Below are 24,644 nucleotides of genomic sequence, written 5' to 3'. Positions count from 1 at the left end.
GACTCAACTGCACGGTTGCCTTGTCGGAGAATGGGACGGGAGAGAATTTTCTCGTCATGTCAGTGGCCCATTTTCGCAATTCCGCATTCTCAGAAGAAGCAGGCTCTTTGAGTAAACCTATCGCTAACTGAACATAGTCTTTCTGCGCTGCCGTTTCCGTTATGGACTTCTGTGTCCACCATCCAATCAAGCCGACTACAAGCGGCATTGCCAGCAGCGCGATAATTTGCGCCATCTTATAAGCTCGATCTAGCTTGGTCTCTGAGCTCAAATTTTCCCTCACGAAAGACTTCGCGGTGGTTGTCCGCTTGGTTGTGTGCCGATTGGCCTGACCATGAAGCACTAGGCAACTCCACCTCGCAGCAGCGGGATGGCTTGCACCGCGAACTTACTATCTTCGCGTTCTGATCCGGATTTGCGTTAGGTTGATTATTTCAGCGAGGCCAGCCGAAAACGGACTTCTATGACTTTCTTTTTGACTGGCTTCACACGACAAACCAACCTTGTTGTCGCACGGATAAAATACGTTGTTTGCAGCAATCATAGTGGACAGACGGGTGATGGCTTTTTAGGAAAAGGTAGATGGTTCAAGTTCGCAGTCTATGCCTGACTTAGTTGCCTTGATCACAAGGACTCCGATGAACGATCAAGCTGAGGGCGCCGGTCGCTCACTCGCTCCCGCCTATTTCCCACGGGAGCTCGGAATCAGCGAGACAGACTTGCTCGACAGCCGCGTCGACGAAGCCGGACTGCTCGCTCTGGCCGGCAACAAGATCGTGCTAGGTGAGCCGGGCATGGGCAAGAGCGAACTCATGCGCGAGCTTGCACGGCGGCTTGGGGTTGAGATAGTTACCGCAATTCGCTTCATCAAGGCCAAGAGCCCAGGCAAGTTGGTGTCTGCGGACAAGCCTTTGCTAATCGACGGTCTTGATGAGGCTATGTCGCGACGCGAGGGCGACGCAGTCGACACGATCCTGGCGCAGCTCGAAGAGGCGGACTTACCGCCTTTCATCCTCTCGTGTCGATCGCGAGAATGGCAAGCGCGTAGCGTGACAAATTTGCGGCGGCTTTACGGCGCTGAGCCTAGAGTCTTGACGCTCGAACCTTTCGATCGCAGTGATGCGCGGGCGGTTCTGTCTGCACAGAGTCCGAGCTTGGATGTTGATCATGTGCTCGATCACCTCGAGGCCTACAGCCTCCAAGATCTTTACCGTAATCCGCTGACGCTTGGCTTGATCCGACGTGTCGCGGAGACTGACACGCAATTGCCGGCGACGCGCGCGACATTGTTCGAGCGCGTCTGCACCCTTATCTGGCCGGAACATGATGGAGATCGGCAGGATGAGGGGCTGGCCCAGTTGACGCAAGACGAGGCGCTCGACGCCGCCGGGGCGATCGCCGCCGCACTGCTATTTGGTGGTGCCGAAGCCGCCAGTGCGGCAGGCGCTGCGCAAGTCCTGCAGGGCGACGTGCGACTCGCCGATCTCGAGTCCTTGCCGAAGGGCGAGGCCGTACGCGCGATTTTTTCGTCGAAGCTGTTTCATAGTATCGGGCCGTTGCGCGCGAGGCCGATTCATAGAGTTATCGCCGAGTATCTCGGTGCACGCTGGCTTGCACGTCAAGCGGTGACGCCGCGCGCGCAGCGTCGCCTACTCGCTCAATTGCATGGCAGTGGTGGCGTTCCCGCAAGTCTACGTGGGCTCCATGCCTGGCTCGCTTATCACAGCCCGACGATGGCCGAGCGTATCATCGCCGAAGACCCGTATGGCGTGTTGCGTTACGGTGAGGACACCTTGCTAACACCGCATCTTGCGGATTGTCTATTCAAGGCACTGAGCAAACTCGCTGAGAACGATCCTTATTTCCGAGCAGCGGACTGGGACAGCAAGACTGCTGCCGGACTGATGATCCCGGCGCTCAAGCACAAAATTCAGGCAATCATCTCCTCGGGAGCCAGCAGCGCGCACTTGCGCACGCTGCTGTTAGAAGGACTCAAGGCAACGGCGCTCGCAATTGAGCTTGCAGATACTTTGGAGGCGATTGTCCTCGCACGTGAACGCTTTTATCGCGAGCGCGAAGCTGCCGCAGAGGCCTTGCTGCCACACCGCGACCGGGCATGGTGGCGCACGACGATTGCGGCGCTGACCGACCAGGGCGGAGAGGATGCGCCGAGACTTGCGCGTCAATTGATCCAACTGATAGATGCCGACGTATCAGATGACTTGCTGGTCGCAACGCTTTTCGCCGAAATGGGGGTGAGCCGTTCTCCGCTACGCCGCTCCAGACCGCAGCGTGTCCACACCATTCGCAGCTATGAGAAACTATTTGCCGTGATCTCGTCGGTGCGGCTCGTCAGGGTGCTCGATTTGATAGCCGATTATGCCCATCTGTTGCGCGATGACGATTGGCAAAGCGCCGGCGAGGTGGCCGATATCGTCACCAATCTCATCGTTCGCGGTATTGATGACGGTGTTATCGGTGTCGTCGAGGCACCGTCGTTGTGGCGCTGGCTAGGAACACTCGAGCACGAGCATTTCTATGACCGCGACGTTCGGCAGAAGCTCGTGGCGCAACTGTGGTCGCAGGACGCCTTGCGTCGTGCAGTTCAGGCGTATGTGCTGGCTCACGAGCGCCGTAGGGATAGCCTTTGGGCCACCGCAATCTTTTTGCAGCGTCGCCTTCTACGGCAGGCTTGGCGGCAAGACGACATCGTTATCTTGTTCGACCTGCTAGCCCAAGGTAACAACAAAGATCCTGCATTGCGCCAAGACTGGCAAGATCTGGTACAGGTCGCGTGGCAACCTGATGGACTCATACCGGCCGTGCGCGGAGCTGCGGAGCGGTTCCGTCGTGGCGACAAAGCGCTCGGTGATTTTCTGAGTAAGCTCGAGAACCCCAAAAAGCCAGCGTGGGAGGTCCGTCAGGAGAAGGAGGGGGCTAAGCGCGAGCGCAAACGCAAGGTGGCGATTGAGCAGGCGCGTCGTTTATTTGGAATGGCGCGCGACCATCTGCGGGCTGGCGAGCTGGGCGTGATCTTGCGGGCGGCTCAGGCCTATTTGGGTCTGTTTCGCGATCTGCCCAGCAAATTATCCCCAATTGAGCGGCTGTCGAGCTGGATCGGGCCGGGCCTCTGCAGTGACGCGCTGATCGGATTTGAGGCCATACTGCACCGCTCGGACATACCCACGCCGGTTGAGATTGCCAACGTTTTTGCTCGCAGTCGGACTTGCAATTACGGCTTTCCTATCATGGCTGGGCTTTACGAGCGCATGCGACTTGGCAAGAGCTTTGCCGACCTATCCACGCCGCTCAAGCAAGCGGCGTTGCTGCTCAATTATGAAGGTCATGGTTGGAGCCTCGACGAGGAAAAGGACGCACTGCGGGCGGCGCTGGAGGTCGAAGTCATTTCCTGCCTGGACACTCGACAGGCGTTCGCAAGGCTCTGGATTGAGCCCGCGCTCGGTATAGGCAAAGAGCATGTTGCTGGGCTCAGAAAACTCGCCCACGATCCAGAATGGCAGGCGACAGGGGCGGCGCTTGGTGCCGAATGGCTGACGAGGTTTCCCAACGTACCGGCTTCGGTTGAAGCAGAATTGGTCGACTGCCTAACCTATGGTGGTGCGCTAGCTGCGCTTCGGGATGTTGCCAAAGCGCGCGCCGAGATGGTGTTCCGCAATGTGGACCATCTGCTGTCGTGGCTAGCGATCGATGTTGTAGTCCGTTTCGATGCTGTGCGATCCGATCTGGCCAAGATAGGTACGTACCATCCTGACTTTATCTGGTTCCTACGGAACCGCCTACAGTTCGAACGGAGAGACGTGCAGTTGCCGCTGACAGTTTCCCAGGCAGAATGGATCATCACCGAGTTCCGCGAGCATTGGCCGTATACCGTGCTTAGGGGAACAGGATCCGGCAACACGAACGGCTATGACGCGACTGACTTTCTGCGCTCGCTAATCAGTCGGATCGCTGACGACACGAGCATGGAGGCCGCTGAGGCTATCGCGAGGCTTGTAGCCGGCCCCAGCGACAGCTATGCGGAGTTGATTCGTCACATGGCAGCCGAACAGCGGCAGAAGCGTGCCGAGGAGGATTTTTCAGCGCTTTCGCCGGCCGATCTAACTTCGCTTCTCGACGATGGCCCTCCCACCAATATTGACGATTTGAAGGCGCTAGTGGGTGAAGAGATGGCCGTCGCGCAGCTTAAGCTCATCGGCGACGATCTCGATTCGGTCGTAGATTTTTGGACTGATGATGGCATACCTCGCGACGAGAATCGATGTCGCGACCGCCTCGCCGGGATGATTGGCCCTGAGGTCGACCGCTATGATATTCAGCGGATCACCGAGGCGGACATGCCTCAGACCAAGCGCGCGGATCTAGCTTTTGCGCGTGGGCCGATGCAGTTGCCGGTTGAGGTCAAAGGCCAATGGCATAGCGAGGTTTGGGATGCCGCGAACGGCCAGCTCGACATGCAGTATCTGATCGACTGGAGTTGCGGGCAACGCGGTATCTACTGCGTCTTGTGGTTCGGTGATTTACCGTCGTCGACGAGGCGGCGGTTGAAGGCGCACCCCGATGGGCTTCCTGCGCCGACGACCGCAGATGCCATGCGTACGATGCTAATCGAGCGTATTCCCGAGGCGCGCCGCCCGCTGATCGACGTCGTTGTGGTCGATCTATCGGCCGGCAAGCCCTAACGCGTCCTTTCTCATGCCGCGCCGGATGGCTAGAGATTCATGATCGCGCCGGTGGAGCAGCGACGCTCAACCACTGATGGCAGTCACGGGTTGCGCGCTTAGCAGAGCTTCTTTGGAAAATTCCAGACTAAATGAAATTTCGTACGAAGGATTCCAAGTCATTGATATTTTTTTGGATTATGAATTCCAAGCCGGTTGAGCTTCGACACCTGTAAAAGTGCTAAGCCCCTCAGCACAGCGTATCGACTACGCCAACGCCGTGGGGTAGGGGCTGGTATCGATGTGGGACAGCATGGCCCGAGACAGCCGCTCCAGCAGGCGCGCGCGAACCTGGGCGCTCTGTGCCACGTCCCAGAGGTTTTGCAACTCGTGTGGATCCTGGCGCAGGTCGTATAGCTCTCCCCAGTCTGCGCCGTCGTATATCGTCAGGCGGTGGTTTTCCGCCAGGAGCGTGCGGCACCGAATCCGGCGGTCGAAACCCAGGATGACGCGCTGGCCTTCCTCCTCGATCATCAGCGCATCGCGCACGCCGGCGGCTTGGCCCGACATGACCGCCGCAAGATCGTGCCCCTGCATGCCGTTGTAGGGCTGGACGCCCGCGCGCGCCAAGATGCTGGGCGCGATGTCGATCGTGCTAACCAGCGCATCGCTGGCGGAACCCTCGGTGGCGCCGGCGCCGTCCCGCCAGATGAACGGCACCCGGGTCAGGCCCCGATAGTGAATCGGGCCTTTCAACATCAGTTGATGGTCACCCAGGTAGTCGCCGTGGTCGCTGGTGAAGATCACCACGGTGTTTTCCGCCTGGCCGCTTTGTTCAAGGGCCGCCAGCACGCGTCCGATATGGTGGTCGATATTGGCGATGGATCCATAGTTCAAGGCCAGCGCTTCGCGCGTTTCGCGCTCGTTGCAGGCGAAGATCGCCGGGGTGTGCCTGACCGCTTTGCCGCTGTCACGCTGGTCGCGCAGCCACGCCACATGCGGCGGTATGGAATGCCCGGCATGAAAGGATGCGGGCAGCTCCATGTCCTCCGGCTTGTACATATCCCAGTAGCGGCCCGGCGGCGTAAAGGGGTGATGCGGGTCGGGAAAGGAGCACTGCAGGAAGAAGGGGCTGTCGCCGAGGCTGTATTCGCGCAGTTTTTCGATCGTGCGGTCCGCGATGTACGCCGTGGGATACAGTTCCTCGGGAACGCGGGTCCGCCAGGCCTGGCGAATGCGGGTCAGCTCATATTCCGGCGTCTCGATGGCGGCTTCAAAGCCGATCAGCGCTTCCACCTCCGGATGATGGCGGCGCAGCCAATAGCGGTAATGCCCGTGGGGCTGATCGCTATGGTCGTCCACCAGGTCCGCCTGCTGGAATCCGTAGTAGGGATAGCTCAGCTCATAATCGTCGCGTTCCAGCCAGGAGCGCCGGTTTTCCTGGTCGTAGCGCCCGCTGGCATCCGGCACTACCGCTTCCAGTGGAAGACGATCCTCGGCGCGCACGGGCCAGGAAGGCGGGATGTCCGTCATGTTCTGCAGATGGAGCTTGCCCACCACGCCGGTGCGCCAGCCCGCCGAGCCCAGCATGTCCACAAAGGTCCTGCTGCGCAGCGACAGCGCAATGCCATTGTGGCGCGCGCCGTGAGCGGAGGGGTAGCGGCCTGTCATCAGGCTGGCTCGGTTCGGCATGCATATGGGGGTGGCCACATGCATATTGTCCGCGCGCCATCCGCCGGCGGCCATGCGGTCCAGATTGGGGGTCGCGACGACGCCGTTGCCATAGGCGCCGAGGTGGTCGGCGCGATGCTGGTCGGTTATGAACAGTAGAAAGTTCACGGGACGGTCGGGCTTCATTGCGTGGCTCCCGATGCTTTTACCGCTGCGTTCCACTTGGGCATGTCGTTGCGCACCATGTCGCCAAACGCCTGCGGCGTCATCGGACGCGGCGCCATGCCCAGCGGCTTCAGCGCGGCGGTAAATTCGGGATTCTGCAGCACGGCCCGCAGATCGGCGCTCAGGCGCTCGATCACCGGCGCCGGTGTTCCAGCCGGCGCGAACAGGCCGATCCACGACTGCACGCTCACCCCGGGGGCCACGTCCGAGAACAGCGGCGTATCGGGAAGGGCCGGATAGGGCTCGGGATTGGCGACGCCAAGCACCCGGACCCGGCCATCGGACAGGAAAGGCAGCGCGGGCGCAATGCCGCCTATCATCAGCGGCACGTGCCCGGCCACCAGGTCGCTCATCGCTGGCCCGGCGCCCTTGTACGCCGCGTGCACCACGTCCAGACCGGCGGCGTGCTTCAGTTGCTCCATGGCAAGCTGATGCACGGTGCCTACGCCAGGCGAGGCGTAGGTGTACTTGCCGGGATTTTTCCGCAGAACCTCCACGGCCTCTTGCAACGTCCTGGCCGGAAAGCTCTGGTTCGCCAGCAGCACCACGACGTTTTCAGCCACCATGCCGATGGGCGCAAAATCCTTGACCGGGTCGTACGGCATGGTGGGGTACAAGGCGCTGTTGATGCCATGGGTGTTGGTGGTTCCCATAAGCAAGGTATAGCCGTCTGGATTGGCACGCGCCACCAGGCTGGCGGCAATGTTGCCCCCGGCGCGCGGCTTGTTCTCGATCACGACGGTGTAGCCCCGGGTCTGCATGCGCTGCGCCAATTGCCGCGCCAGCACGTCCACTGCGCCACCCGGCGAGAACGGCACTATCAGTTGCAAGGGCCGGGCCGGGTAGGCGTCGGCGGCGTGCGTGCCCGGCGAGGCCAGGGCGATACAGGCTGCAATCGCAGCGAATATTGTTTTCATCGTTGTCTCCCGCCACGCCATGTTTGAGACGCGGCAGCCACAGTATGGGCGGGGCGTTCATGTCAGAAAAATGAAATAAACTCACCGGACCATAACCATTCAGTTATCTTCGCCATGCCCGCACGCCTTGGTACGCATTTGAAGCCGCGCCATGCGGAGTTGATGATTGCTCTGGATGAAGAGCGCAACCTGGGGCGCGCGGCCAGCCGGCTGCACATGTCGCAACCCGCCGCGTCCAAGGCGCTGTCGCAGCTGGAGGAGCAGGTTGGCTATGTCCTGTTCGAACGCACCAGCCAGGGCAGCCGGCCCACCGCCGCAGGCGCCGTCATGGTCCTGCACGCTCGCCACACGCTGGGCTCGGCGGCGCGGGGCGCCGCCGAGTTGCAGGCTGCGCAAGAACGCGGAACCACCCTGTTGCGGCTGGGCACGCTGCCCTCGGCGGCGGTCACGGTGGCTCCGCAGCTGATAGCCGCGCTGTGCCAGCGCATGCCCGCCTTGGAGGTCACGCTCGTGGAAGGTGTGCTGGACAACCTTCTGGACAGGCTTTCCGTGGACGAGTTGGATATCGTCCTGGGCCGGCTGGGCGGACGGCCGCTGCCGGCCGAATGCGAAGCGATGCGCCTGCACGATGAACCGATCTGCATCGTATCGGCGCCGGGTCATCCGCTGGTAGGTGGGCGCGACCTGCATCTGCGCGAGTTGCAGGGGCGCTCGTGGGTCTTGCCATTGCCGGGCACCATGTTGCGGGAACGGTTGGAGCGGGCATTCGAGCAGGCCGGCCTGCCGGTGCCGCAGGCGCGCATGCATACGAATTCACTGCTGGCGACGCTGGCTCATATCGACCATAGCGATTGGCTCGCGGCCATGCCGACCGCCATCGCCGAGTTCTATCGCGACCGGGGTGCGCTGGATATCCTGCCTTTGCGCATCGAGGGAAATTTCGGCGCAATCGGCGCCATCTATCGCCAGCAGGGAACGCGTATGCCCGCGGTGCAGGCCGCGCTGGACTGGCTGGCGCAGCCGCGTGAACCTGATGTCGACGTTCATTCAACCTGAGATTTGGTTCACAGAAGTTGGCCTATAAAAATGCGTAGATCGACGCGGCGCCCGGGGTTGCACCGGGGGTGGGCATAGCCGCTATCCGCCGTGGCTAGAACCGCTGTCCCGCTGCTATGCTTGCCTCACGGGCCGCCACGCCGCAGCGCCGGGCCATGGCGGCATCCCAACCGCAACCCAGGAGCATCGACATGAAGCTATCCAAACGCGCGTTATTGGCAGGGCTGGCGCTATCCGCGCTGTCGGCAGTGGTCCCCTCGGCCATGGCGCATCACGGTTGGTCTTGGGCGGAATCGGAACAGATGACCTTGCAAGGCACGATCGAGCAGGTGCAGATCGCGCCGCCTCATCCCAATTTGAGGGTGAGAGCCAGCGATGGTGTCTGGGTGGTCGAACTTGGCAATCCCAACCAGACGAAGGAAGCGGGATTCGTCGAAGGGTCCGCCAAGCCGGGCGACGCCATCACCGCCATTGGCAACCGCGATCAGGACGCCGGCAACAAGCGCATGAAGGTAGTCCAGATCATGGTGGGCGGCAAGACCTACGACATCTATCCCAGCCGCATCAAGAAACCCTGAGCCGCACGGCCCTGAGCCATGCCTGAACTGCTTCGGCTGGCGCTGGAACAGCTTACGGCCCTGCCGCCGGCGCTGTGGCTGCGAAGGTCCGGAACGCTGTACCTTCTGGTCAACGCCGCCCATATCGGCGCCATCGGTCTGTTGATCGGCTCGATCGTTCCGCTGGACCTGCGCCTGCTCGGCGTCCTCAAGCCCACTTCCTTGGCACTGCTGGCGCCTGTACTGGCGCGCACGGCAGCGGTTGGGCTGCTGCTGGCCGTACTGACCGGCGCTACGCTGTTCACCGTGCGTCCGCAGGAATACCTGGAGAACCCGGCATTCGTGGTGAAGATGGGCTTGTTGGGCGCGGGCGCGATCAACGCCTGGCTCGTGCGCCGGGGCGGGGCATGGGGGCGGGTATTGCAGGGAGGCCGCGCGTCCGGCGCGCTGCGCTGCCAGGCCGCCGTTTCGCTGCTGCTGTGGACGGGCTGCCTGATAGCGGGAAGATGGATCGGGTTTCTGTAGCTTGCCGTTCGTCTGCACTGGCCAGGTCAGGGGCAGGTGGCGCCCCGGCGCTACTGTGCTGCGCCGGTCGCCTTGGCCACATAGTTCGCAAGCGCCTGGACATCCTCATCGCTTAACGCGTCAAAAGCCGGCATGACGCCGATGCCGTTGCGTACGGCCTGCATGACTCGCTGCGCGTCTGGCTTGAGCTCGTCCAGATTTGGTCCGATGGTCCCCTTCGCGCCCGCGTCGGCCATCGTGTGGCAAACGGCACAGGCCGGCGTTGAGCCTTTCAGGAATAGCGCGCGGCCAGCCTCGGCATCAGTGGGCTCCGCGGCGACGGTCAAACTGCCTGGCACGCATAGCAGTGCCGCCGCCAACAGGGGGAATACCCGCCACCCGGCAAGGAGGCGTGGTGTTGGCGGTGACACAACGCTGCGCTGCATCAAGCCGCCATGTTCAGGACACATTGACTGCCAAGCCGTGATCCTGCCAGCTACTGTTGATGTACCCCGGTGCATTTTCAAATCGCTTTTCCACCTGCACATTGCCCGCTGTGTCTTCGACGCGGCTGACCAGTGTGTGCTGTCCTGCCGAAAGATCGATGGGTAGCGCGAACTGCCGCCACGCGTATTTTCCAAGGTCGGGTCCGATAAGCGACGCCTCTTTCCAGGTCTTGCCGCCGTCTATCGAGACCTCTACCCGTTTGACCGCATGCATGCCCCCGAACGCCACGCCGCGCACGACGGCGCGTCCGGCCTTAAGGGCCTGCCCATCCGTGCCAGGCGCGGTGATCCAGGACTTGGGTTCCATGGCCCAGACAGAAGGCTGGTCGGGGCTGGGCTTGGCGCCCATCGGGGTCAGCCGATAGCCGGTTTGCTGGATCTTCGCGCGACTTTGTTCGTCAGTGAAGGCAAGGCGCTTGAGGTACTTGACGTTGTTGACGCCGGTATAGCCCGGGACGATCAGCCGCAGCGGGCCGCCGTGAGCCAAGGACAGAGGCTCGTTGTTCATTTCCCAAGCCAGCATGGCATCTTGCATGGCCTCTCGCGGCACCGAGCGCTCGACAAGCAAGGATAGGGGATCAAGGCCTTCGGGCAGGACTTCGCCGCCTGTGCCCGTCATGTAGGCGGGCTTGCCCTTCAGTCCGCCCAGGTGTTCGACCAAGGTACGCACCGGAATGCCTGACCACATGACGCAGCCGGCCGCGCCCACCTCCCAAGGCGTTCCACTGGGCTTGTGCGGAAAAAACCCACGGCCATTGCCCGAGCATTGCAGCACCGTGGCCAGCGTTTCCACGCCCAATGCCTTGAGATCGCCCACGGTCAGGGTGCGCGGTTGCTCCACGCCGGCAATCTCGACGGCCCATGCATCGCGGTCATCCAGGATGGACGCGGCGGGCGGCGGAAGGTTGTTGCGGACGTAGAGTTGGCGTGATGGCGTGATGATCCCGTCACCAAAGGCGCTGCGCTTGGTTTCGATCGTGTTGGCGCTATGAACGATGACGCTGTCGGCGTCTTTCCATGCCGCGTAGGGTGGCAAAGGCTTGGCTGCGGGGGCGGCTTTGGTCGCGGTGGGGTTAGCGACTGCGTCCGCGGCACAGGCGACACCCGTGGCGCCCAGGCCAACGGCGGCAAGGGCGCCGGCGCTGCCGGCCAGCAGGCGGCGTCGGGCAAGGTTTGGGGGAAGCGTCTCCATGGCATGCCTCTTTGGTTGCCGCGCCTTTGGGAACCCGGCGCTGTGTTCTACCGATGGCGGCCCGGCGAAGCGGGGCCTTCTGCATCATCGACACTGCGTTTTTTTATGTCAAGGGGTTCTAAAGGACTATGGATTTCATACTTTTTTGGCATAAGAGTTTTGGATGACCACGCCGGCGCGGTGGAAAGTGCACGCCAGCGTGGCCCCCAAAAAAAGCGCGGCGCGGCTAGCCCCAAGCCCACGCCCGCGCGCACTTACCCCTTGGCCGGCACCGGCCGCCGCAGCGCATCGATCAGCGCCGCATTGAAGCGCGCCGGATCCTGCACCTGCGGCGAATGCCCCAGTTCGGGCCACATCACCAGCGTTGCCCCCGGGATCGCGCGAGCCGTCTTCGGGGCCAGTTCGGCGTAGTTGCCCAAGCGCTTGGCGACTTCGGGTGACGCGGCGTCCTTGCCGGGCGCCGTGTTGTCCTGCTTGCCGATCAACAGCGTGGTGGGCACGGCGATCTGGCCGAACTCATGCACGACTGGCTGCGTGTAGATCATGTCGTAAGTGAGCGCCTGATTCCATGCCACGCGCTCGCGTCCTTCTCCTTGCAGCATGCCGGCGGCCATCAGCACCCACTTGTCGTAGTCGTCGCGCCATTGCCCCGCGTAGTACGTGCCCTGCTGGTACTTCTTCATGCCCGCAAAGTTGGCCTTGAGTTCGCGCGCGTACCAGTCGTCGATGCTGCGGTAGGGCCCGCCTTCCTGCTTCCAGTCTTCCAGCCCGATCGGATTCACTAGCACCAGCGCATCGGTGGTCGCGCCGTACATCAGCGCATAACGCGCCGCCAGCATGCCGCCCATCGAATGTCCGACCACGCTGGCGCGTTCCACGCCCAGGTGCGTCAGCAGGGCCTGGGTGTTGGCCGCAAGCTGGTGAAGCGAAAACTGATAGCTCGCCGGTTTGTCGGATTTGCAAAAGCCGATCTGGTCGGGCACCACAACCCGATAGCCGGACTGGCTCAACGCCGAGATCGTGGCGTCCCAGGTGGCGCCGCAGAAGTTCTTGCCGTGCATGAGCACGACGGTTCGGCCGTTCGCCTGCGCGGGCTTTACGTCCATATAGGCCATCGATAGCGTCTGGCCTTGCGACTTCAGGGTGTGGCGATGGACTTCGTGCGGATACTCGAAGCGTTCAAGGTTAGGGCCGTAGTCGGGCACCTTGGGTGCATCGGCCGCGAGGGCCGCGCCGGCGCCGCCCGCCAGCAACAGGCTGGCGCACCATGCGGCTAGCCGTGTATGTCGGATTCGTGTCATGCAATGACTCCCTTTGTGGCGCCGGCCCGCTGCCGGCGCTGTAAAAGAGTGACCATGCGCGACGGGGCGAGGTTCCGTGACGGGCTTGTTTTGTCAGCAAGAAGGGCCACGGTTCGCCGTGATCTTGCCCGGTTCAATCACCAACTTTTCGGCGTGCGAGCCATTCGCCGGGATGGCTCCGCTTATTCGTTGAGCCCGCTTACGGCCGCCATTGCACGTGCTCAACGCGGTCGCGCCCGTTGCGCTTGGCTGCATATAGCTGTTGGTCCACGGCCTTGATGAAGTCGGCACGTTCCGCCTTTCCCTCAAGCACCACCGTGCCCGCGCCGATGCTGACGGTGACGCGCCTGCCATGCGGCGACAGGGCGTGCAGAATGGATTTCTTCTGGAGCAGGCGCTGGCAGCGTTCTGCGACTTTCCGGGCGACCTCGGCGTCGGCCTCGGGCAGCAGCACAACGAATTCCTCGCCGCCGTAGCGCGCCACCAGATCGCGGGGGCCATCCAGCGCCAAGCTCAACGTCTGGGCAATTTCCACCAAGCAGTTGTCGCCCTGGGTGTGGCCATACAAATCGTTGTATTGCTTGAAAAAATCCACGTCGAACAGCAATACAGACAACGGTCGACCTTCGCTTTCCGCACGCTCCCACTCCAATTCAAAACATCGATCAAAGCGACGGCGGTTGGCAATATTGGTCAGGCTGTCCTTGAAGGACAGTACCTCTAGCTCTTTTTGCAGGCTCAGCAGCTTTTCTTCGGTCTTCTTGCGTTCGGTGATGTCGAACATGAAGCCGATCAGCGAATCGACTTCGCCGCTGTCATTGCGCACGACGTGCACCACGTCACGAATCCACACGTAGCCGTTGTCCTTGGTCAGCGCGCGGTAGTCCGCCTCGTGGTCCACGCCGGCCTGGGATTGGGTGACGCAGAAATTCACCACGTATTCGCGGTCCTCGGGATGCATGCGCATGGCCCAGTCTTCCGCGCTTACCCAGCTTTCCGTGCTCCAGCCCAGCAATGCCTCGATCTGAGGGCCGATGTAGGCAAACTTCATCGTGGCCCAATCGATCTTCCAAGGAATCGCCTTGGTCGACTCCAGCAAGGTCCTGTACACGGCGTTGTCATCAATGGTCGGGCCTGCGTGGGACATGCCAAATCCTTTTTCGGTCAATACGTTTCGCGCGACGTCGAAAAATACGTTCCGCCCTTGCCATCCGGCGTCAACGTCACCCGGAACGGAATCTGTTGATTGCACAGTTGCACAATCCACCGTTCATCGACACTTCCGTACTGCTTGGACGCAGCTGAACTTCCCGTGCCGACCGGGTTGACCTTAACGACTTCGGTTTGAATCGCGTCGACCTTCTGGCAATTCAATTGCGTTTGGGCCTGCATGGAAATGTTCTGGGCGACGTCGGCTTTCAACGTTGCGCCGGCGTGCGTGTTGCCGGTGATGGGCGCTTTGGTTTGCGGGGTGGCGCAAGCGGCAAGCACTGTGGCGGATGCGGCAACGATAAGCGCGCGCGAATGGCGTTTCATGATGACTCCCTTGTCGGTCGGCAAAAGGTATGCGGCGAAATTGCGTTGTGGCGTCGGTCGGACGGGGGTGAGGATACCGTAGATTTCTTAGCGAATAGATACCCATGAAAGTCGGCATCGCAACTCACATACGCTGCCGGACAATGGCGACCTGACCTTTGCGCATGGCTCCACCTACCGTGTTGAAGACCTCCATTCTGAATCGACATCGCCATGCGCCACCATATTTTTTTGGAGATCGCCATACTCAATCCTAGGCACGCAGATGCGACTAACGGGGCGTAAAAAGATGAAGCCGTCTTGTAATAAGCGACTCCGATCACAAGCCCGGCGGGGCTTTAGCCAAAGCGGGTGACCCGGCTGTGCGCCGGATACTCGGAGTCCTCCTTCTTTGGTGGTCCGCCCGGGCGTGGCGCGGTCAGAATCTGCACCGGGACTCGAGCGTTTTAGATTGGGCAGGAATTTCGCTTTGCCTTGCATGGCCCTAGACCCTGGAGAGCACGATGAGTGACTATGGCACGAGGCTTCTTTCGAAAGGAATGCTAGGTGTTGATGTTGAAGAACTTCAAATACGCTTGGCAGGGTTTCGCGGGACACTTCCAGACGGCGAGTTTGGGCCTGGCACTGAATTGCAGGTCACCAAGTTCCAGTCTGATGTGATGGGTCAGAGCGCTCCCAATGGGATCGCTGACCGCTCGACCCTCAAAGCCATTGACTCATTCGCGGATCGGTTTCCCATCGACTTTGCTCGATTGAAGTGCCAATGTGGCAAGTGCGCCGGATTCGGCCGAGGTAATTTCAAGGGCAAGTACTTGGGCAATCAAGCGGCCGAGGCATTCCACCTTTATGAGTATCCCGGCATTCACCGCATGCTTCTCTGGGCTGTACGAGCCGCTTACTTTTATATGCCGGAGCACCGCTTTAGCTTCAGTTCCGGGTATCGCTGTGCAGTCGACAATAGGCAGAACCATCGCAATACGACTAATCACTGCGGGAAAGCGGTGGATTTAGATGTCAGGGTCGAGGCCGGTGAAACGAAGCAAGACGATGTTGTGAAATGCCATGAAATCCGAGGGAAGCTCATCGAGCTGTCGAACGCCCAAATCGGATGGGCGGCCAAGAATCGTAAGTCTCTGGAGCCCGATAATGTGGCTCCGACATGGGTTCATTACGACGTGCGATCTTATGATGCCAGATATCTGGCGGATCACTACTTTTGTACGGATCTAATTGGGCTAAATGCACGCGCTCCAATCTCGTTCTGAGGCCAGCGTGGCAAGCTGGAGTTAGATGGTCGCAACGATGAAGCTGATCTTCCAAGATATTCTGATCGGCAATCATCGAGTCGCATCGCCACCTCATGGCGACAGGTAGAGCGCGTTTATTCAGGTATTACGATCGGGATGCACATCGTGTGCGCCACTTCACGTCGGGCGTTTTTACGTGTAGTGGCCAACATCCTTTTTCAGTATCCGATGTCGTTGCTCTCGTCGGCGGAGGCCGCCTATGTCGATCACACTGAACGATGCGCACGTCGTGCACTCCGGGGTTGCAGCAGACCCGGATTCCGAACTGGAATCCAGCACGATATCCTTACGGGACTACATGGCGGCAGAGCCTGCGCCGCCGGCAGGCGTATTCGAGATCGCGCTTGTCTTGGCGGGCGCCATATCGGCGGGAGCTTACACCGCAGGCGTTTGCGATTTTCTTATCGAGGCACTGGACGCTTGGGAGCAGGCAAAGCGCGACCAACCCGGTGAGGTGCCCAGTCATAGCGTCAAGATCAAGGTTGTATCTGGTGCGTCCGCCGGCGCCATGACAGCAGCGATCGCTGCATCAGCGTTGCGATTCCAGTTCCAGCACGGCGAGCCACAACTGCCGGATGCCAACCCCTTCTACAAAGCCTGGGTCAAGGGTGTCGACATCGGACACCTGTTGAACCGGCTGGATCTGGAGACATCCGATCAGCCGATTGCATCGCTGCTTGATTCGACACGTCTGGAGCGAGTTACTGATGACGCGCTCGGTTATCGGGGGCCGCCTATCGCGCGGCCGTATATCGAGGATGGGGTCCGATTCATTTTTACCCAGGCCGGTCTGCGCGGCATTCCCTACTATCTGAATTTCCGAGGCCACACGATTACGGGTTTGCGTATGTCGGCCCACCGGACTTATCACAGTTTCTATGCCCCTTATGGGAACCGCGGGCGTCCACGGCCTGATGATGAGGTGCTGAACGTGGACGACGCCACGGACCCCGCCTTGAATCATCAAGGATGGCGCAATCTGGGCAATGCGGCTTTGGCTTCCGGCGCGTTTCCGGTGGGGCTGCGCGCACGCGAAGAACTTCGCCGTCCGAGCGATCTGGAGTGGCGATATGCCGCCGTCGCAGGGAGTTACATCAAGCTCGTTCCGGCCTGGTCGCAATTCGTTAGCGGCATGGCGCCTAAGCCGCCCCAAGGCTATTACGCGGAGTTCGTGGTGGATGGGGGGGCCATGAATAACGAACCCTTGGATCTCGCGCGTACGGAATTAGTTGGACTGCTCGGTCAAGTAGAGTCGTCTGGAGGTAAGACTCAACGCACGCTAATCCTCGTCGATCCATTTCCCGATCAACCAGCATTGGACTTTTGCAACCGCGACGAAAAACACAAGGGCGATTTGGAATCTGTCTGTTTTAAGCTGGCCAGCGCGTTCAAGAGCCAAGCAAAGTTCAGCCCCGCCGATCTTGCTCGCGCCCTGCACCCTGCCGAGTACAGCCGCTTTCTGCTCGCCCCAAGCCGTAAACCTGATGACCCACCGGCAAGCTGGCGGCTACCGCCGGCGCCAATGGCCAGTGCGTCGCTACAGGGTTTCGGAGGTTTCCTGGATGAGAGCTATCGCCGACACGACTACCTGCTCGGGCGGAGAAACTGCCAGCAGTTGTTGCGGTTTCACTTCGGGCTCTTGCGCGAGAACCCCACGTTCATCGCAGGTGACGCCGAGGCCAACGCGAAATACTCCCACGAAATGGAGAATAGAGACGAGTTCGCAATCATCCCGCTTATCGGCTCCTTGGCGGAGCCTTTGCCCAGGCCCGATTGGCCAAGTAAACCCATTGATCTCAATGAGGTGGTTGATAGCGCTTACCTGAGAGCAAAAGCGGTGGGAAAGGCGCTTGCGCGGCGGCGTGGCATGAGCCCGCGCATGTTGACAAGGCTAGGCTTTTTCTTCTTTGGATGGAAACTGAAGCAGGTAGTTAGAAAGCTGATTGCTGACGACCTAACGGCCAAGGAACTGCCGTTCTATTAATCGTTGCTGACGGCGTGGCAAGCAATAGCCGTTACGGTGAAGGAGAGGGCATGAGGACGATATCAGCATGGTTGGTGCTCGGAGTGGGCTTGGTAGGCCTGACCATAGGCTACATGAGTGGCGGCTCGAATACACCGGTAGCCGGGGTGGCCATACCAGTCTTATTCGGGTTGATGGCAACTGTATTTGCGGTGCTGCAGGCGAAGAAAGACCGGACCGACGCATCAATATCGCCCGAGCAATCAGCTCCTGCGGACGACCATGAAGCAGATAGCGGCAGGAATATGGCTTTCCGCCACCTCCCTCTGCACCGTGACGTGGGTGTCTGCCTAGTGGTGTTTTCGCTTGGCTTCCTGGCTGGTGCTCATATCGGCGCATACGTGCGAGTACACGAGCTGATGCGTCCCAAACCCTTGGCGCCCATGCTGCCTTGGAAGGCGGGGGATGACCAGCCACCTAGCGTGGAATCGGCGCTTCAGTGGGTCGCCGTGCAACGTGAACTGGTGAGCCTAGGCTTTGACGCAAACCAGATCGACTCGTTCTATCGCATCCAAGTAAAGGAGTGGGCGAATCGTGCCGCTGTTGGTGGCCGCGTGACCACACCCAGTCCTACGATCCCTTGGAACCCAGAATCGTCGGGCGGCCAGTTCGTTCCTCCTCGTGTAACTGACAAGGGGTGGCCGTTCGCGTTCGTCTTTTGTCAGAAAGTGAACGGCAGCATCGCTCCAGACTGTCATTCACCGATTGACAAGGATTTACTTGGCTTCCAGCCTAAGCCATCGGCACCGTTCTCTGACTGGTTAATCCGGCTGCGTTGACATTCCGCTAGAGGGCAATAGTTGGGCAGCGTATTTTCGAATCTGCTGGGATGGCTCGACCAAGTTCGCCAGCAAGTTGGCTGGGATAACTTCCTCGCGGCTGAATAACCGTAACGTTTCGGTGGATTCGAAACCTGCGAGGATTCTTATTGATCTAAGCGGTTGGAGGCAAGTCGTGCGTTGAGGCTGGTGATGACGAGTTGATTGCGCGCGCGTGATTTGCCGGCGTCTTCATGCCGTCCCGCGCGCGGGACGCTTTCTTTCCCAGTCCTGCACATGCCGCTCAATATGCTCGCGAATAAAGTCGGCAAGCACGCGGGTCGCCATGGACGGAAAGCGGTTGGGTGCGGTGAGCAAATAGATGGCGTCGCCGACGCCTTCGGGCTCGAACTCGGGCAGCACTTCAAGCAGCTTTCGGTCGCGCAACTGTTCCCATACCGCGTAGCGGGGTAACAAGGCCACGCCCAGCCCCGCCAGGACTGCGTCCCGCAGGAACGGATAGTCGCCCGATTGCAGCCTGGGCGTCACGCGCAGGATCAGCGGGTCTCCGTGCTCCTGCTTCAAGCGCAGGTCAAAGCGGCGGCCCAGGGACTGCGGCGCAATCAGATCGCATCGCCCCAAGTGCTCCATCTTCTGCACCGGCTCGGTTGCCGCCAGGAATGCCGGCGACGCGCACAAGCACCATTGGATGCCGCATACCCGGCGCGCCACATGGTCCTCGGGCGGCGATGACGTGATCTTCAGCGCCATGTCGACTTCGGCGGAGATCAGGTCTCCGATGCCATCGTTGATATGCACGCGCAGCGAAATATCGGGATGCGCGCGCGCGAATTCAAGCAGCACCGGCGCCAGGTACAGATGCCCCAGGCCCGTCGGCAGCCGGATGCGCACGTCTCCCCTGACGGCGCCGTCCAGGCTATCGATGGCGGCCTGCACCGCGCGCATCTCGTCCAACAGGCGGATGCCGTGCTGGTACAGCAACTGGCCGGCCTGAGTCAGCTCGACGTGTCGGGTGGTGCGCCGGAAGAGCTGCGCGCCCAAGTCCAGCTCAAGCCGCTTGAGCCGATGTGACATGTTCGATCGCGTCATGCCGCAGCGCACGGCGGCGGCGCTCAGATTGCGCGATTCCACCATTGCCACGAAGAGTCTGACCAGGTTCAGGTCCGGCATATTGTCAATCATCATTCACCATTCAAGGCACAAACAGGAGGATTGTCCAATGATGTCGGCGAGTCTAGCATCGACCGCATTGTCCTAGCCGCTATCGCACCCATGCCGACCACGCCGATCGACCCTACCTCGGGCCCGCATTCAGACTCGCATTCAGCCCCGAATTCATGCCCGGATTCAGCCCCGTATTCTGGCCTGCGCGTACTGGACCTCAGCCAGGGAATCGCCGGCCCCTACTGCGCCCAAATCCTCTGGCAGCAAGGCGCGGATGTCGTGAAGGTAGAGCCGCCGGATGGCGATTGGGGCCGCCATGTCGGCGTCGTGCGCGACGGCGAAAGCGCGCTGTCGATCGCCTACAACGTGGGCAAGCGCGGCGTATGCGTGGATGCCCGCCAGCCTCGGGGCAAAGCCCTGCTGGCGCAGATGGCGCAACGCGCCGACGTCTTGATCCAGAATTTTCGCCCCGGCGTCGCCGAACGCATGGGCGTGGGCTACGACAGCCTGGCCGAACGCTGCCCGGGCCTAGTCTACGTGTCCATCAGCGGCTATGGGCCGGATGGCCCTTGCGCGAACGCGCCGGCGTCGGACTCGGTGATGCAGGCCGACAGCGGGCTGATGTTCGCGAACCAGACGCCCGAGGGCGAGCCGCGCCGGATCGGCCTGCTGATGGCCGACATCGCCACGGCGCTGTATGCCGCCCAGGCCACCAGTGCCGCGCTGTATCAGCAGGCGCGCGGGGGGCGAGGCCAGCACGTGCAATTGAGCCTGTTTCAGGCCTGCGCCGCATTGCAGGTCAACGACATTCTTGCGTTTGGCATGACGGGCGCACGCGCGACGGGCGCGGTCAGCGCGCCCAACGGTGTGTTCGGCACGGCGGACGCAAGCCTGTCGGTCCTGGCGCTGAACAACGATCAGTTCGCGCGGCTTTGCCGTGCGTTGGAACGGACCGACTGGTTGGCCGACCCGGCGCTATCCAGCAACGAGGGGCGCATGGCGCAGCGCGAGCGCCTGCATCGCGAACTGGCCGCTCAACTGGCGACGCAGTCTGCCGCGCACTGGGTCGAGCGCTTTGCGCGTGAAGACGTATTGCATGCGCGGGTCAGGGACTACGGCAGTTTGGCCGCACACCCGCAGGCCGTGCATATCGGCCTGCTGGATTCTCTGGCGCAGCCCGGCGGTGAGCCACTGCCGTTTGCGCGCGTGCCGGGTGCGGCTGCGCGCCGGCCGCTGCAAGCCGCGCCCCAGATCGGCCAGCATACGGTTGCCGTGCTGACGGAGTGGGGGGTAGCGCCGTCGGACATTCAGTCCATGCTGGACATGGGCGTGCTGCGCCAAGCGCCATCTGCTCAAGGGGGGTACTGATGCGCGCGTTGATCTGCCACTGCCATGGTCCGGTTGAAGACGTCTTGCCGGGAGACATGCCGGACGCTCCGGCCCCTGGCCCCCACGACGTCACGATTGCCGTGGAGGTCGCAAGCGTCAGCCACGCAACCAAGCTGCTGGTCGAAGGGCGCTATCAAAGCCGGCCGCCCCTGCCATTCGTGCCAGGCACTGAAGCGGCCGGGCGCGTCATTGCTTGCGGGGCGGAGGTCACGCGCCTGAAGCCGGGTGACAGAGTGGTCGCGCTGTCGCGCTGGGGCTGCTACGCCGAACGCCTGACCTTGCCCGAGCACACCGTCTATCCCGTGCCCGACGACTTGCCGCTGCTGTCCGCCCTGCCCATTCCCATTTCCTACGGGACGGCCTGGTGCGCCTTGCTGTGGCGCGCCGCCATGCAGCCTGGCGACACGGTGCTGGTGCTGGGAGCCGGGTCTGGCGTCGGCTTGGCGGCGGTGGAGATTGCCTCGTCGCTGGGCGCCACGGTACTGGCCTGCGCCAGCACCGATGCCAAGCGCCAGGCCGCCCTGGCCGCGGGCGCCGCGCATGCGTTTGCCGCCGACGAAAACATGGCGCAGGCGGTCAAGGCGGCAAGTGGCGGGCGCGGCGCCGACGTGGTGCTGGATGCCGTGGGGGGCGACGCCTTCGAGCGCAGCGTGCGGGCGGCGGCGGCCAATGCGCGGATGGTCTCGGTGGGCTTCGCCAGCGGCCGCGTTCCCGATGTGCCACTGAACCTGTTGCTTGTGAAGAACATTGCCCTGCATGGGTTTTTCTTTGGCCGCTACATCGGCTGGACGCCTGCTGACGAACGCATCGTCCACGCGCCCGCCATGCAGCGCACGATGTCCACTTTGTTTGACTGGGCCCGCAGCAAGCGGATCCGGCCAGCTGTAACGGCGGTCTATCCGATCACCGGTCTTGCCGCAGCACTCGCTGCCCTGGAAAGCCGACAAGTCGTCGGCAAGGTGGCGATCACAATAACGACGGAGACAAACCCATGCATGCCATTACCGCCCGACTCGCCCACAGGGCGAGCCGCTCCCGCGTAGCACTACCCATCAGGCAACTGGCCGCCACCGCGCTGGCCTTGGGGCTTGCCACCGGTCCATTGACCGCGTTGGCCGCGGACGCCGCGTTTCCGACCAAGCCCATCACCATGGTCGTCCCGTATCCGCCGGGCGGCCCGCCGGATATCGTGGCGCGCCTGGTGGCTGCCGAAATGTCCAAGACCATCGGACAAAACATCATCGTTGACAACAAGCCGGGCGCAAGCGGAATGATCGGCGCGGATCTCGTGGCGCGCGCCGCGCCGGATGGCTATACCTTTCTGGCCAACGCATCGTTGCACGTGATCAATCCGTATATCTACAAGTCCATGCGCTACGACGCCTTCAAGGATTTTGCGCCCATCACCCAGTTGGCGGACGTGCCCTTGGTGCTGGTGGTGCCGCAAACGGGCAAGGTTCGTACCGTTCAGGATCTGGTTGCGCAGGGCAAGACGCAGCCGCTTAATTTCGGATCGGCCGGGTCTGCATCGGCGCAGCAGCTTGCGGGAGAGTCGTTCAAGGTGCGCTCCGGCCTGACGATGCAGCACGTGCCCTACAAGGGCAGCGCGCCGGCATTGACGGATCTGGTGGGCGGACAGATTCAGCTGATGTTCGACTCGATGCCTTCGGCCATGCCGTTCATCAAGTCAGGAAAGCTGCGCGCGGTGGCGGTCACGACCGCGCGGCGGGTGGATGAGCTTCCCGACGTGCCGACCATGGCGGAATCCGGCTTTCCGGGCTTCGATATCAGCACCTGGTATGGCCTGTGGGCGCCCAAGGGCACGCCGCCAGAAATCGTGGCCAAGCTGGCCGAGCATGCCGCGCGAGCGCTCAAGCAGCCCAACGTCGTGACGCAATACACGGGGCTTGGCGCCAAGCCGGTGGGTTCGGACCCCGCCACGTTCACGCGCTTCAATGTCTCTGAAGGACAAAAGTGGCGCGACATCGTGAAGGCGGCGCAGATAACACCGCAATAACTGGGTCGTCTGAAAGCCGTCCGGAAGGAGGGCTTCCCGATTCGGGATGGGAAATCAGCCGAGTAGATTGTCCCGCACGTGCAGCAGGTGTCGCCGCACGGCTTCTTGCGCTCTCGTTGCGTCGCGATCATGCAGCGCCTCAACGATCTCTCGGTGCTCAAGTTGGTAGGCCTCGCGACGCTCCGGCGTCAGGCTTTTCCGCTTGAGCGCGCCCCATGTGGCTTGTGAGCGCGCCGCGGTCATCAGCGCGAACACTTTCTCGATAAAGAGATTGTGGGCCGCCCTTGCCATCAGTTCATGCAACTTGGCATCCCAGACTTCAAATGCTTCGAAGGTTGATGCGGCTTCGGCCTCATCACACGCATGTTGCATGGCCGCGAAGTCCGCGGGGGTGCCGTGCTGCACCACCAAGGCCGCGATGGCAGGTTCAAGCACCAGCCGCGCCGCCATCAGTTCGGCAGGACTGGTGGCCAGCACTTCGTTGCGTAGCAGGGTCTCGGTTTGCGCCAACGCCGACGTGGGATTGGCGTACGTGCCACTGCCCACGCGTTGAGAGATCAGGCCTTCGCCCTTCAGCTCTGTCAGCGTCCTTCGAACGGTGGAACGGCTGATACCGAATTGTTCGCTCAATGTCCGTTCGGTAGGCAAACGATGCCCGGCGGGCCAGACGCCCGATGTCAGGTTCTCAATGATGACCGCCCGCATGGCGGAGGCTTTGTCCATGAAGGCTTCCTTTTCGAATGACCGCAATCATACCAAATGAGTCCAATGGGTGAGAGTGCGTCGGAAGATCCCTACTTGCTATTTGGCTTATTTGGTCTATTATTCGACCAAATTGGTTCTGAATATTCTTCAATTGGTACTATTTGGTTTTATCTGTTTGGCGGGTTTGGCCGCCTAGGGAGCAAGCATGAAGATTGCGGTATTTCGAATTGAAGGCGAGCGTCGGGTTGGAGTGGTTGCCGACGATGGCGGTAGCGTGACCGCTCTGGATTTTCCCCGCGAGCTCGCGGCGCAGGGCGCGCTGGCTGCTGTGGATCTGTTGGCCGAAGGCAAGGCATTGCCGGCCACGGTTGGCAACGCCTATCGATGGGATCAGGTGGAACACGAAGCGCCCTTTCCCGCCCAGCGACGCAACCTCTTTTGTGTTGGGCGTAACTATCACGCGCATGCGAAAGAGCTGCGCGATTCGGTGTTCAAGGACAACGACGCCAATCCGGAATCCTGGCCCATCGTCTTTACCAAGGTGCCGCAGACGGTTGTCGGGCCTTGGGCCAACGTTCACTTGCCCGTAGGCATTTCCGACAAGATCGACTACGAAGCCGAACTGGCGGTGGTGATCGGCAAGGGGGGCCGCAATATCTCGCGCGCCGAAGCCATGAGCCATGTGATCGGCTACACGGTGGTCAACGATGTCACGGCGCGCGATGTGCAGATGCGCCACCAGCAGTGGGATCTGGGCAAGTCCTTTGACACCTTCTGCCCGATGGGCCCCTGGCTGGTGACGGCCGACGAGCTTGACGGGCGCAAGACCCGGGTGCGCTGCTGGGTCAATGGCGAACTTCGTCAGGAAGGCGGCACCGAAGACCTCATCTTCGATATCCCCACGTTGATCGAAACGTGCTCGCGCGGCATCACGCTGTATCCAGGGGACATCATCGCCACCGGCACCCCGGCGGGCGTGGGACAGGGGCTCAATCCGCCGCAATATCTCAAGAGCGGTGACACGGTCCGGATCGAGATCGATGGCATCGGGAAGATCGAAAACCGTTTCGTCTGAAGGACCGCGCCGGCGGAGTAGCGGCGCGTTGCAGGACACAA

General features: G+C 61.5%; 20 protein-coding genes. 11 read left to right on the top strand and 9 right to left on the bottom strand.

What is annotated here, in order from left to right; genetic code table 11:
- The first annotated feature begins 602 nt into the window (after nt 1-602).
- Nucleotides 603-4,700 carry an NACHT domain-containing antiphage protein EruA gene (gene eruA, locus ACE04A_RS21885; protein ID WP_448716405.1) on the top strand — a complete coding sequence of 1,366 codons (4,098 nt, stop codon included), beginning with the start codon at nt 603-605 and terminating at the stop codon, nt 4,698-4,700.
- Nucleotides 4,701-4,946: 246 nt separating this feature from the next.
- Here eruA and ACE04A_RS21880 read toward each other — a convergent pair whose 3' ends face one another.
- Entirely contained in the window at nt 4,947-6,536 is a 1,590-nt protein-coding gene (locus tag ACE04A_RS21880) for a sulfatase family protein (RefSeq protein WP_448716404.1), read from the bottom strand.
- Nucleotides 6,533-7,492 carry a Bug family tripartite tricarboxylate transporter substrate binding protein gene (locus ACE04A_RS21875; RefSeq protein WP_448716402.1) on the bottom strand — a complete coding sequence of 320 codons (960 nt, stop codon included), beginning with the start codon at nt 7,490-7,492 and terminating at the stop codon, nt 6,533-6,535. The genes ACE04A_RS21880 and ACE04A_RS21875 overlap by 4 nt, the downstream gene beginning before the upstream one ends.
- Before the next feature lie 138 nt (nt 7,493-7,630).
- On the opposite strand from ACE04A_RS21875, the gene ACE04A_RS21870 reads away from it, so the two are divergent.
- From ACE04A_RS21870 to ACE04A_RS21860, 3 genes are all read left to right on the top strand, one after another.
- Entirely contained in the window at nt 7,631-8,548 is a 918-nt protein-coding gene (locus ACE04A_RS21870) for a LysR substrate-binding domain-containing protein (protein WP_448716401.1), read from the top strand.
- Between the two features lie 191 nt (nt 8,549-8,739).
- The gene (locus tag ACE04A_RS21865; protein ID WP_448716400.1) at nt 8,740-9,126 is read left to right on the top strand and encodes a DUF6152 family protein; all 387 of its coding nucleotides are present in this window, start codon (nt 8,740-8,742) and stop codon (nt 9,124-9,126) included.
- Between the two features lie 18 nt (nt 9,127-9,144).
- Complete coding sequence (locus tag ACE04A_RS21860; protein ID WP_259250133.1) at nt 9,145-9,630, top strand: DUF6644 family protein; 486 nt, start codon at nt 9,145-9,147, stop codon at nt 9,628-9,630.
- A 50-nt stretch (nt 9,631-9,680) separates the two neighbouring features.
- Here ACE04A_RS21860 and sorU read toward each other — a convergent pair whose 3' ends face one another.
- The 5 genes from sorU to ACE04A_RS21835 form a co-directional block, all read right to left on the bottom strand.
- The gene (gene sorU, locus ACE04A_RS21855) at nt 9,681-10,055 is read right to left on the bottom strand and encodes a SorU family sulfite dehydrogenase c-type cytochrome subunit (protein ID WP_279995829.1); all 375 of its coding nucleotides are present in this window, start codon (nt 10,053-10,055) and stop codon (nt 9,681-9,683) included.
- A gap of 13 nt (nt 10,056-10,068) precedes the next feature.
- The gene (gene sorT, locus ACE04A_RS21850) at nt 10,069-11,307 is read right to left on the bottom strand and encodes a SorT family sulfite dehydrogenase catalytic subunit (RefSeq protein ID WP_485820519.1); all 1,239 of its coding nucleotides are present in this window, start codon (nt 11,305-11,307) and stop codon (nt 10,069-10,071) included.
- Between the two features lie 254 nt (nt 11,308-11,561).
- The gene (locus ACE04A_RS21845; protein ID WP_485820518.1) at nt 11,562-12,608 is read right to left on the bottom strand and encodes an alpha/beta fold hydrolase; all 1,047 of its coding nucleotides are present in this window, start codon (nt 12,606-12,608) and stop codon (nt 11,562-11,564) included.
- Nucleotides 12,609-12,807: 199 nt separating this feature from the next.
- Nucleotides 12,808-13,755 carry a sensor domain-containing diguanylate cyclase gene (locus ACE04A_RS21840; RefSeq protein WP_259250127.1) on the bottom strand — a complete coding sequence of 316 codons (948 nt, stop codon included), beginning with the start codon at nt 13,753-13,755 and terminating at the stop codon, nt 12,808-12,810.
- Between the two features lie 17 nt (nt 13,756-13,772).
- A complete protein-coding gene (locus ACE04A_RS21835; RefSeq protein ID WP_448716396.1) occupies nt 13,773-14,144 on the bottom strand; it encodes a hypothetical protein in 372 nt (123 codons plus the stop codon).
- A gap of 503 nt (nt 14,145-14,647) precedes the next feature.
- Here ACE04A_RS21835 and ACE04A_RS21830 point away from each other — a divergent pair.
- From ACE04A_RS21830 to ACE04A_RS21820, 3 genes are all read left to right on the top strand, one after another.
- Complete coding sequence (locus ACE04A_RS21830) at nt 14,648-15,409, top strand: peptidoglycan-binding domain-containing protein (RefSeq protein WP_279995836.1); 762 nt, start codon at nt 14,648-14,650, stop codon at nt 15,407-15,409.
- A 241-nt stretch (nt 15,410-15,650) separates the two neighbouring features.
- A complete protein-coding gene (locus tag ACE04A_RS21825; protein WP_448716394.1) occupies nt 15,651-17,435 on the top strand; it encodes a patatin-like phospholipase family protein in 1,785 nt (594 codons plus the stop codon).
- 50 nt (nt 17,436-17,485) lie between these two features.
- The gene (locus tag ACE04A_RS21820) at nt 17,486-18,253 is read left to right on the top strand and encodes a hypothetical protein (protein ID WP_279995838.1); all 768 of its coding nucleotides are present in this window, start codon (nt 17,486-17,488) and stop codon (nt 18,251-18,253) included.
- Nucleotides 18,254-18,484: 231 nt separating this feature from the next.
- Here ACE04A_RS21820 and ACE04A_RS21815 read toward each other — a convergent pair whose 3' ends face one another.
- Nucleotides 18,485-19,435, bottom strand: a complete 951-nt coding sequence (locus tag ACE04A_RS21815) for a LysR family transcriptional regulator (protein ID WP_279995896.1) — start codon at nt 19,433-19,435, stop codon at nt 18,485-18,487.
- Nucleotides 19,436-19,525: 90 nt separating this feature from the next.
- Between ACE04A_RS21815 and ACE04A_RS21810 the strand changes: the two genes are divergently transcribed.
- The 3 genes from ACE04A_RS21810 to ACE04A_RS21800 are packed head-to-tail and all read left to right on the top strand — an operon-like array spanning nt 19,526 to nt 22,823.
- On the top strand, nt 19,526-20,785 hold the full coding sequence (locus tag ACE04A_RS21810) for a CaiB/BaiF CoA transferase family protein (protein WP_448716393.1): 1,260 nt from the start codon (nt 19,526-19,528) through the stop codon (nt 20,783-20,785).
- Nucleotides 20,785-21,849, top strand: coding sequence for an NADPH:quinone oxidoreductase family protein (locus ACE04A_RS21805; RefSeq protein WP_448716392.1), 1,065 nt, complete (start codon nt 20,785-20,787; stop codon nt 21,847-21,849). Before ACE04A_RS21810 ends, ACE04A_RS21805 begins: the two co-directional genes overlap by 1 nt.
- Complete coding sequence (locus tag ACE04A_RS21800) at nt 21,798-22,823, top strand: Bug family tripartite tricarboxylate transporter substrate binding protein (RefSeq protein ID WP_485820517.1); 1,026 nt, start codon at nt 21,798-21,800, stop codon at nt 22,821-22,823. The genes ACE04A_RS21805 and ACE04A_RS21800 overlap by 52 nt, the downstream gene beginning before the upstream one ends.
- A 54-nt stretch (nt 22,824-22,877) precedes the next feature.
- Here ACE04A_RS21800 and ACE04A_RS21795 read toward each other — a convergent pair whose 3' ends face one another.
- Nucleotides 22,878-23,546, bottom strand: coding sequence for a FadR/GntR family transcriptional regulator (locus ACE04A_RS21795; RefSeq protein WP_279995841.1), 669 nt, complete (start codon nt 23,544-23,546; stop codon nt 22,878-22,880).
- A 187-nt stretch (nt 23,547-23,733) separates the two neighbouring features.
- On the opposite strand from ACE04A_RS21795, the gene ACE04A_RS21790 reads away from it, so the two are divergent.
- On the top strand, nt 23,734-24,603 hold the full coding sequence (locus tag ACE04A_RS21790) for a fumarylacetoacetate hydrolase family protein (protein WP_279995843.1): 870 nt from the start codon (nt 23,734-23,736) through the stop codon (nt 24,601-24,603).
- The last annotated feature ends 41 nt before the right edge of the window (nt 24,604-24,644 follow it).

Source organism: Achromobacter colocynthidis, assembly GCF_057334535.1.
The sequence above is the reverse complement of the archived record's forward strand: the minus strand, read 5'-3'. Positions and strand labels throughout refer to the sequence as shown.

Bases quoted from the DNA above. Each gene is read 5' to 3' on its own strand.
- eruA (WP_448716405.1), top strand. From the start codon at position 603: ATGCCTGACTTAGTTGCCTTGATCACAAGGACTCCGATGAACGATCAA.
- ACE04A_RS21880 (WP_448716404.1), bottom strand. From the start codon at position 6,536: ATGAAGCCCGACCGTCCCGTGAACTTTCTACTGTTCATAACCGACCAG.
- ACE04A_RS21875 (WP_448716402.1), bottom strand. From the start codon at position 7,492: ATGAAAACAATATTCGCTGCGATTGCAGCCTGTATCGCCCTGGCCTCG.
- ACE04A_RS21865 (WP_448716400.1), top strand. From the start codon at position 8,740: ATGAAGCTATCCAAACGCGCGTTATTGGCAGGGCTGGCGCTATCCGCG.
- ACE04A_RS21860 (WP_259250133.1), top strand. From the start codon at position 9,145: ATGCCTGAACTGCTTCGGCTGGCGCTGGAACAGCTTACGGCCCTGCCG.
- sorU (WP_279995829.1), bottom strand. From the start codon at position 10,055: ATGCAGCGCAGCGTTGTGTCACCGCCAACACCACGCCTCCTTGCCGGG.
- sorT (WP_485820519.1), bottom strand. From the start codon at position 11,307: ATGGAGACGCTTCCCCCAAACCTTGCCCGACGCCGCCTGCTGGCCGGC.
- ACE04A_RS21845 (WP_485820518.1), bottom strand. From the start codon at position 12,608: ATGACACGAATCCGACATACACGGCTAGCCGCATGGTGCGCCAGCCTG.
- ACE04A_RS21840 (WP_259250127.1), bottom strand. From the start codon at position 13,755: ATGTCCCACGCAGGCCCGACCATTGATGACAACGCCGTGTACAGGACC.
- ACE04A_RS21835 (WP_448716396.1), bottom strand. From the start codon at position 14,144: ATGAAACGCCATTCGCGCGCGCTTATCGTTGCCGCATCCGCCACAGTG.
- ACE04A_RS21830 (WP_279995836.1), top strand. From the start codon at position 14,648: ATGAGTGACTATGGCACGAGGCTTCTTTCGAAAGGAATGCTAGGTGTT.
- ACE04A_RS21825 (WP_448716394.1), top strand. From the start codon at position 15,651: ATGTCGATCACACTGAACGATGCGCACGTCGTGCACTCCGGGGTTGCA.
- ACE04A_RS21820 (WP_279995838.1), top strand. From the start codon at position 17,486: ATGAGGACGATATCAGCATGGTTGGTGCTCGGAGTGGGCTTGGTAGGC.
- ACE04A_RS21815 (WP_279995896.1), bottom strand. From the start codon at position 19,435: ATGATTGACAATATGCCGGACCTGAACCTGGTCAGACTCTTCGTGGCA.
- ACE04A_RS21810 (WP_448716393.1), top strand. From the start codon at position 19,526: ATGCCGACCACGCCGATCGACCCTACCTCGGGCCCGCATTCAGACTCG.
- ACE04A_RS21805 (WP_448716392.1), top strand. From the start codon at position 20,785: ATGCGCGCGTTGATCTGCCACTGCCATGGTCCGGTTGAAGACGTCTTG.
- ACE04A_RS21800 (WP_485820517.1), top strand. From the start codon at position 21,798: ATGCATGCCATTACCGCCCGACTCGCCCACAGGGCGAGCCGCTCCCGC.
- ACE04A_RS21795 (WP_279995841.1), bottom strand. From the start codon at position 23,546: ATGGACAAAGCCTCCGCCATGCGGGCGGTCATCATTGAGAACCTGACA.
- ACE04A_RS21790 (WP_279995843.1), top strand. From the start codon at position 23,734: ATGAAGATTGCGGTATTTCGAATTGAAGGCGAGCGTCGGGTTGGAGTG.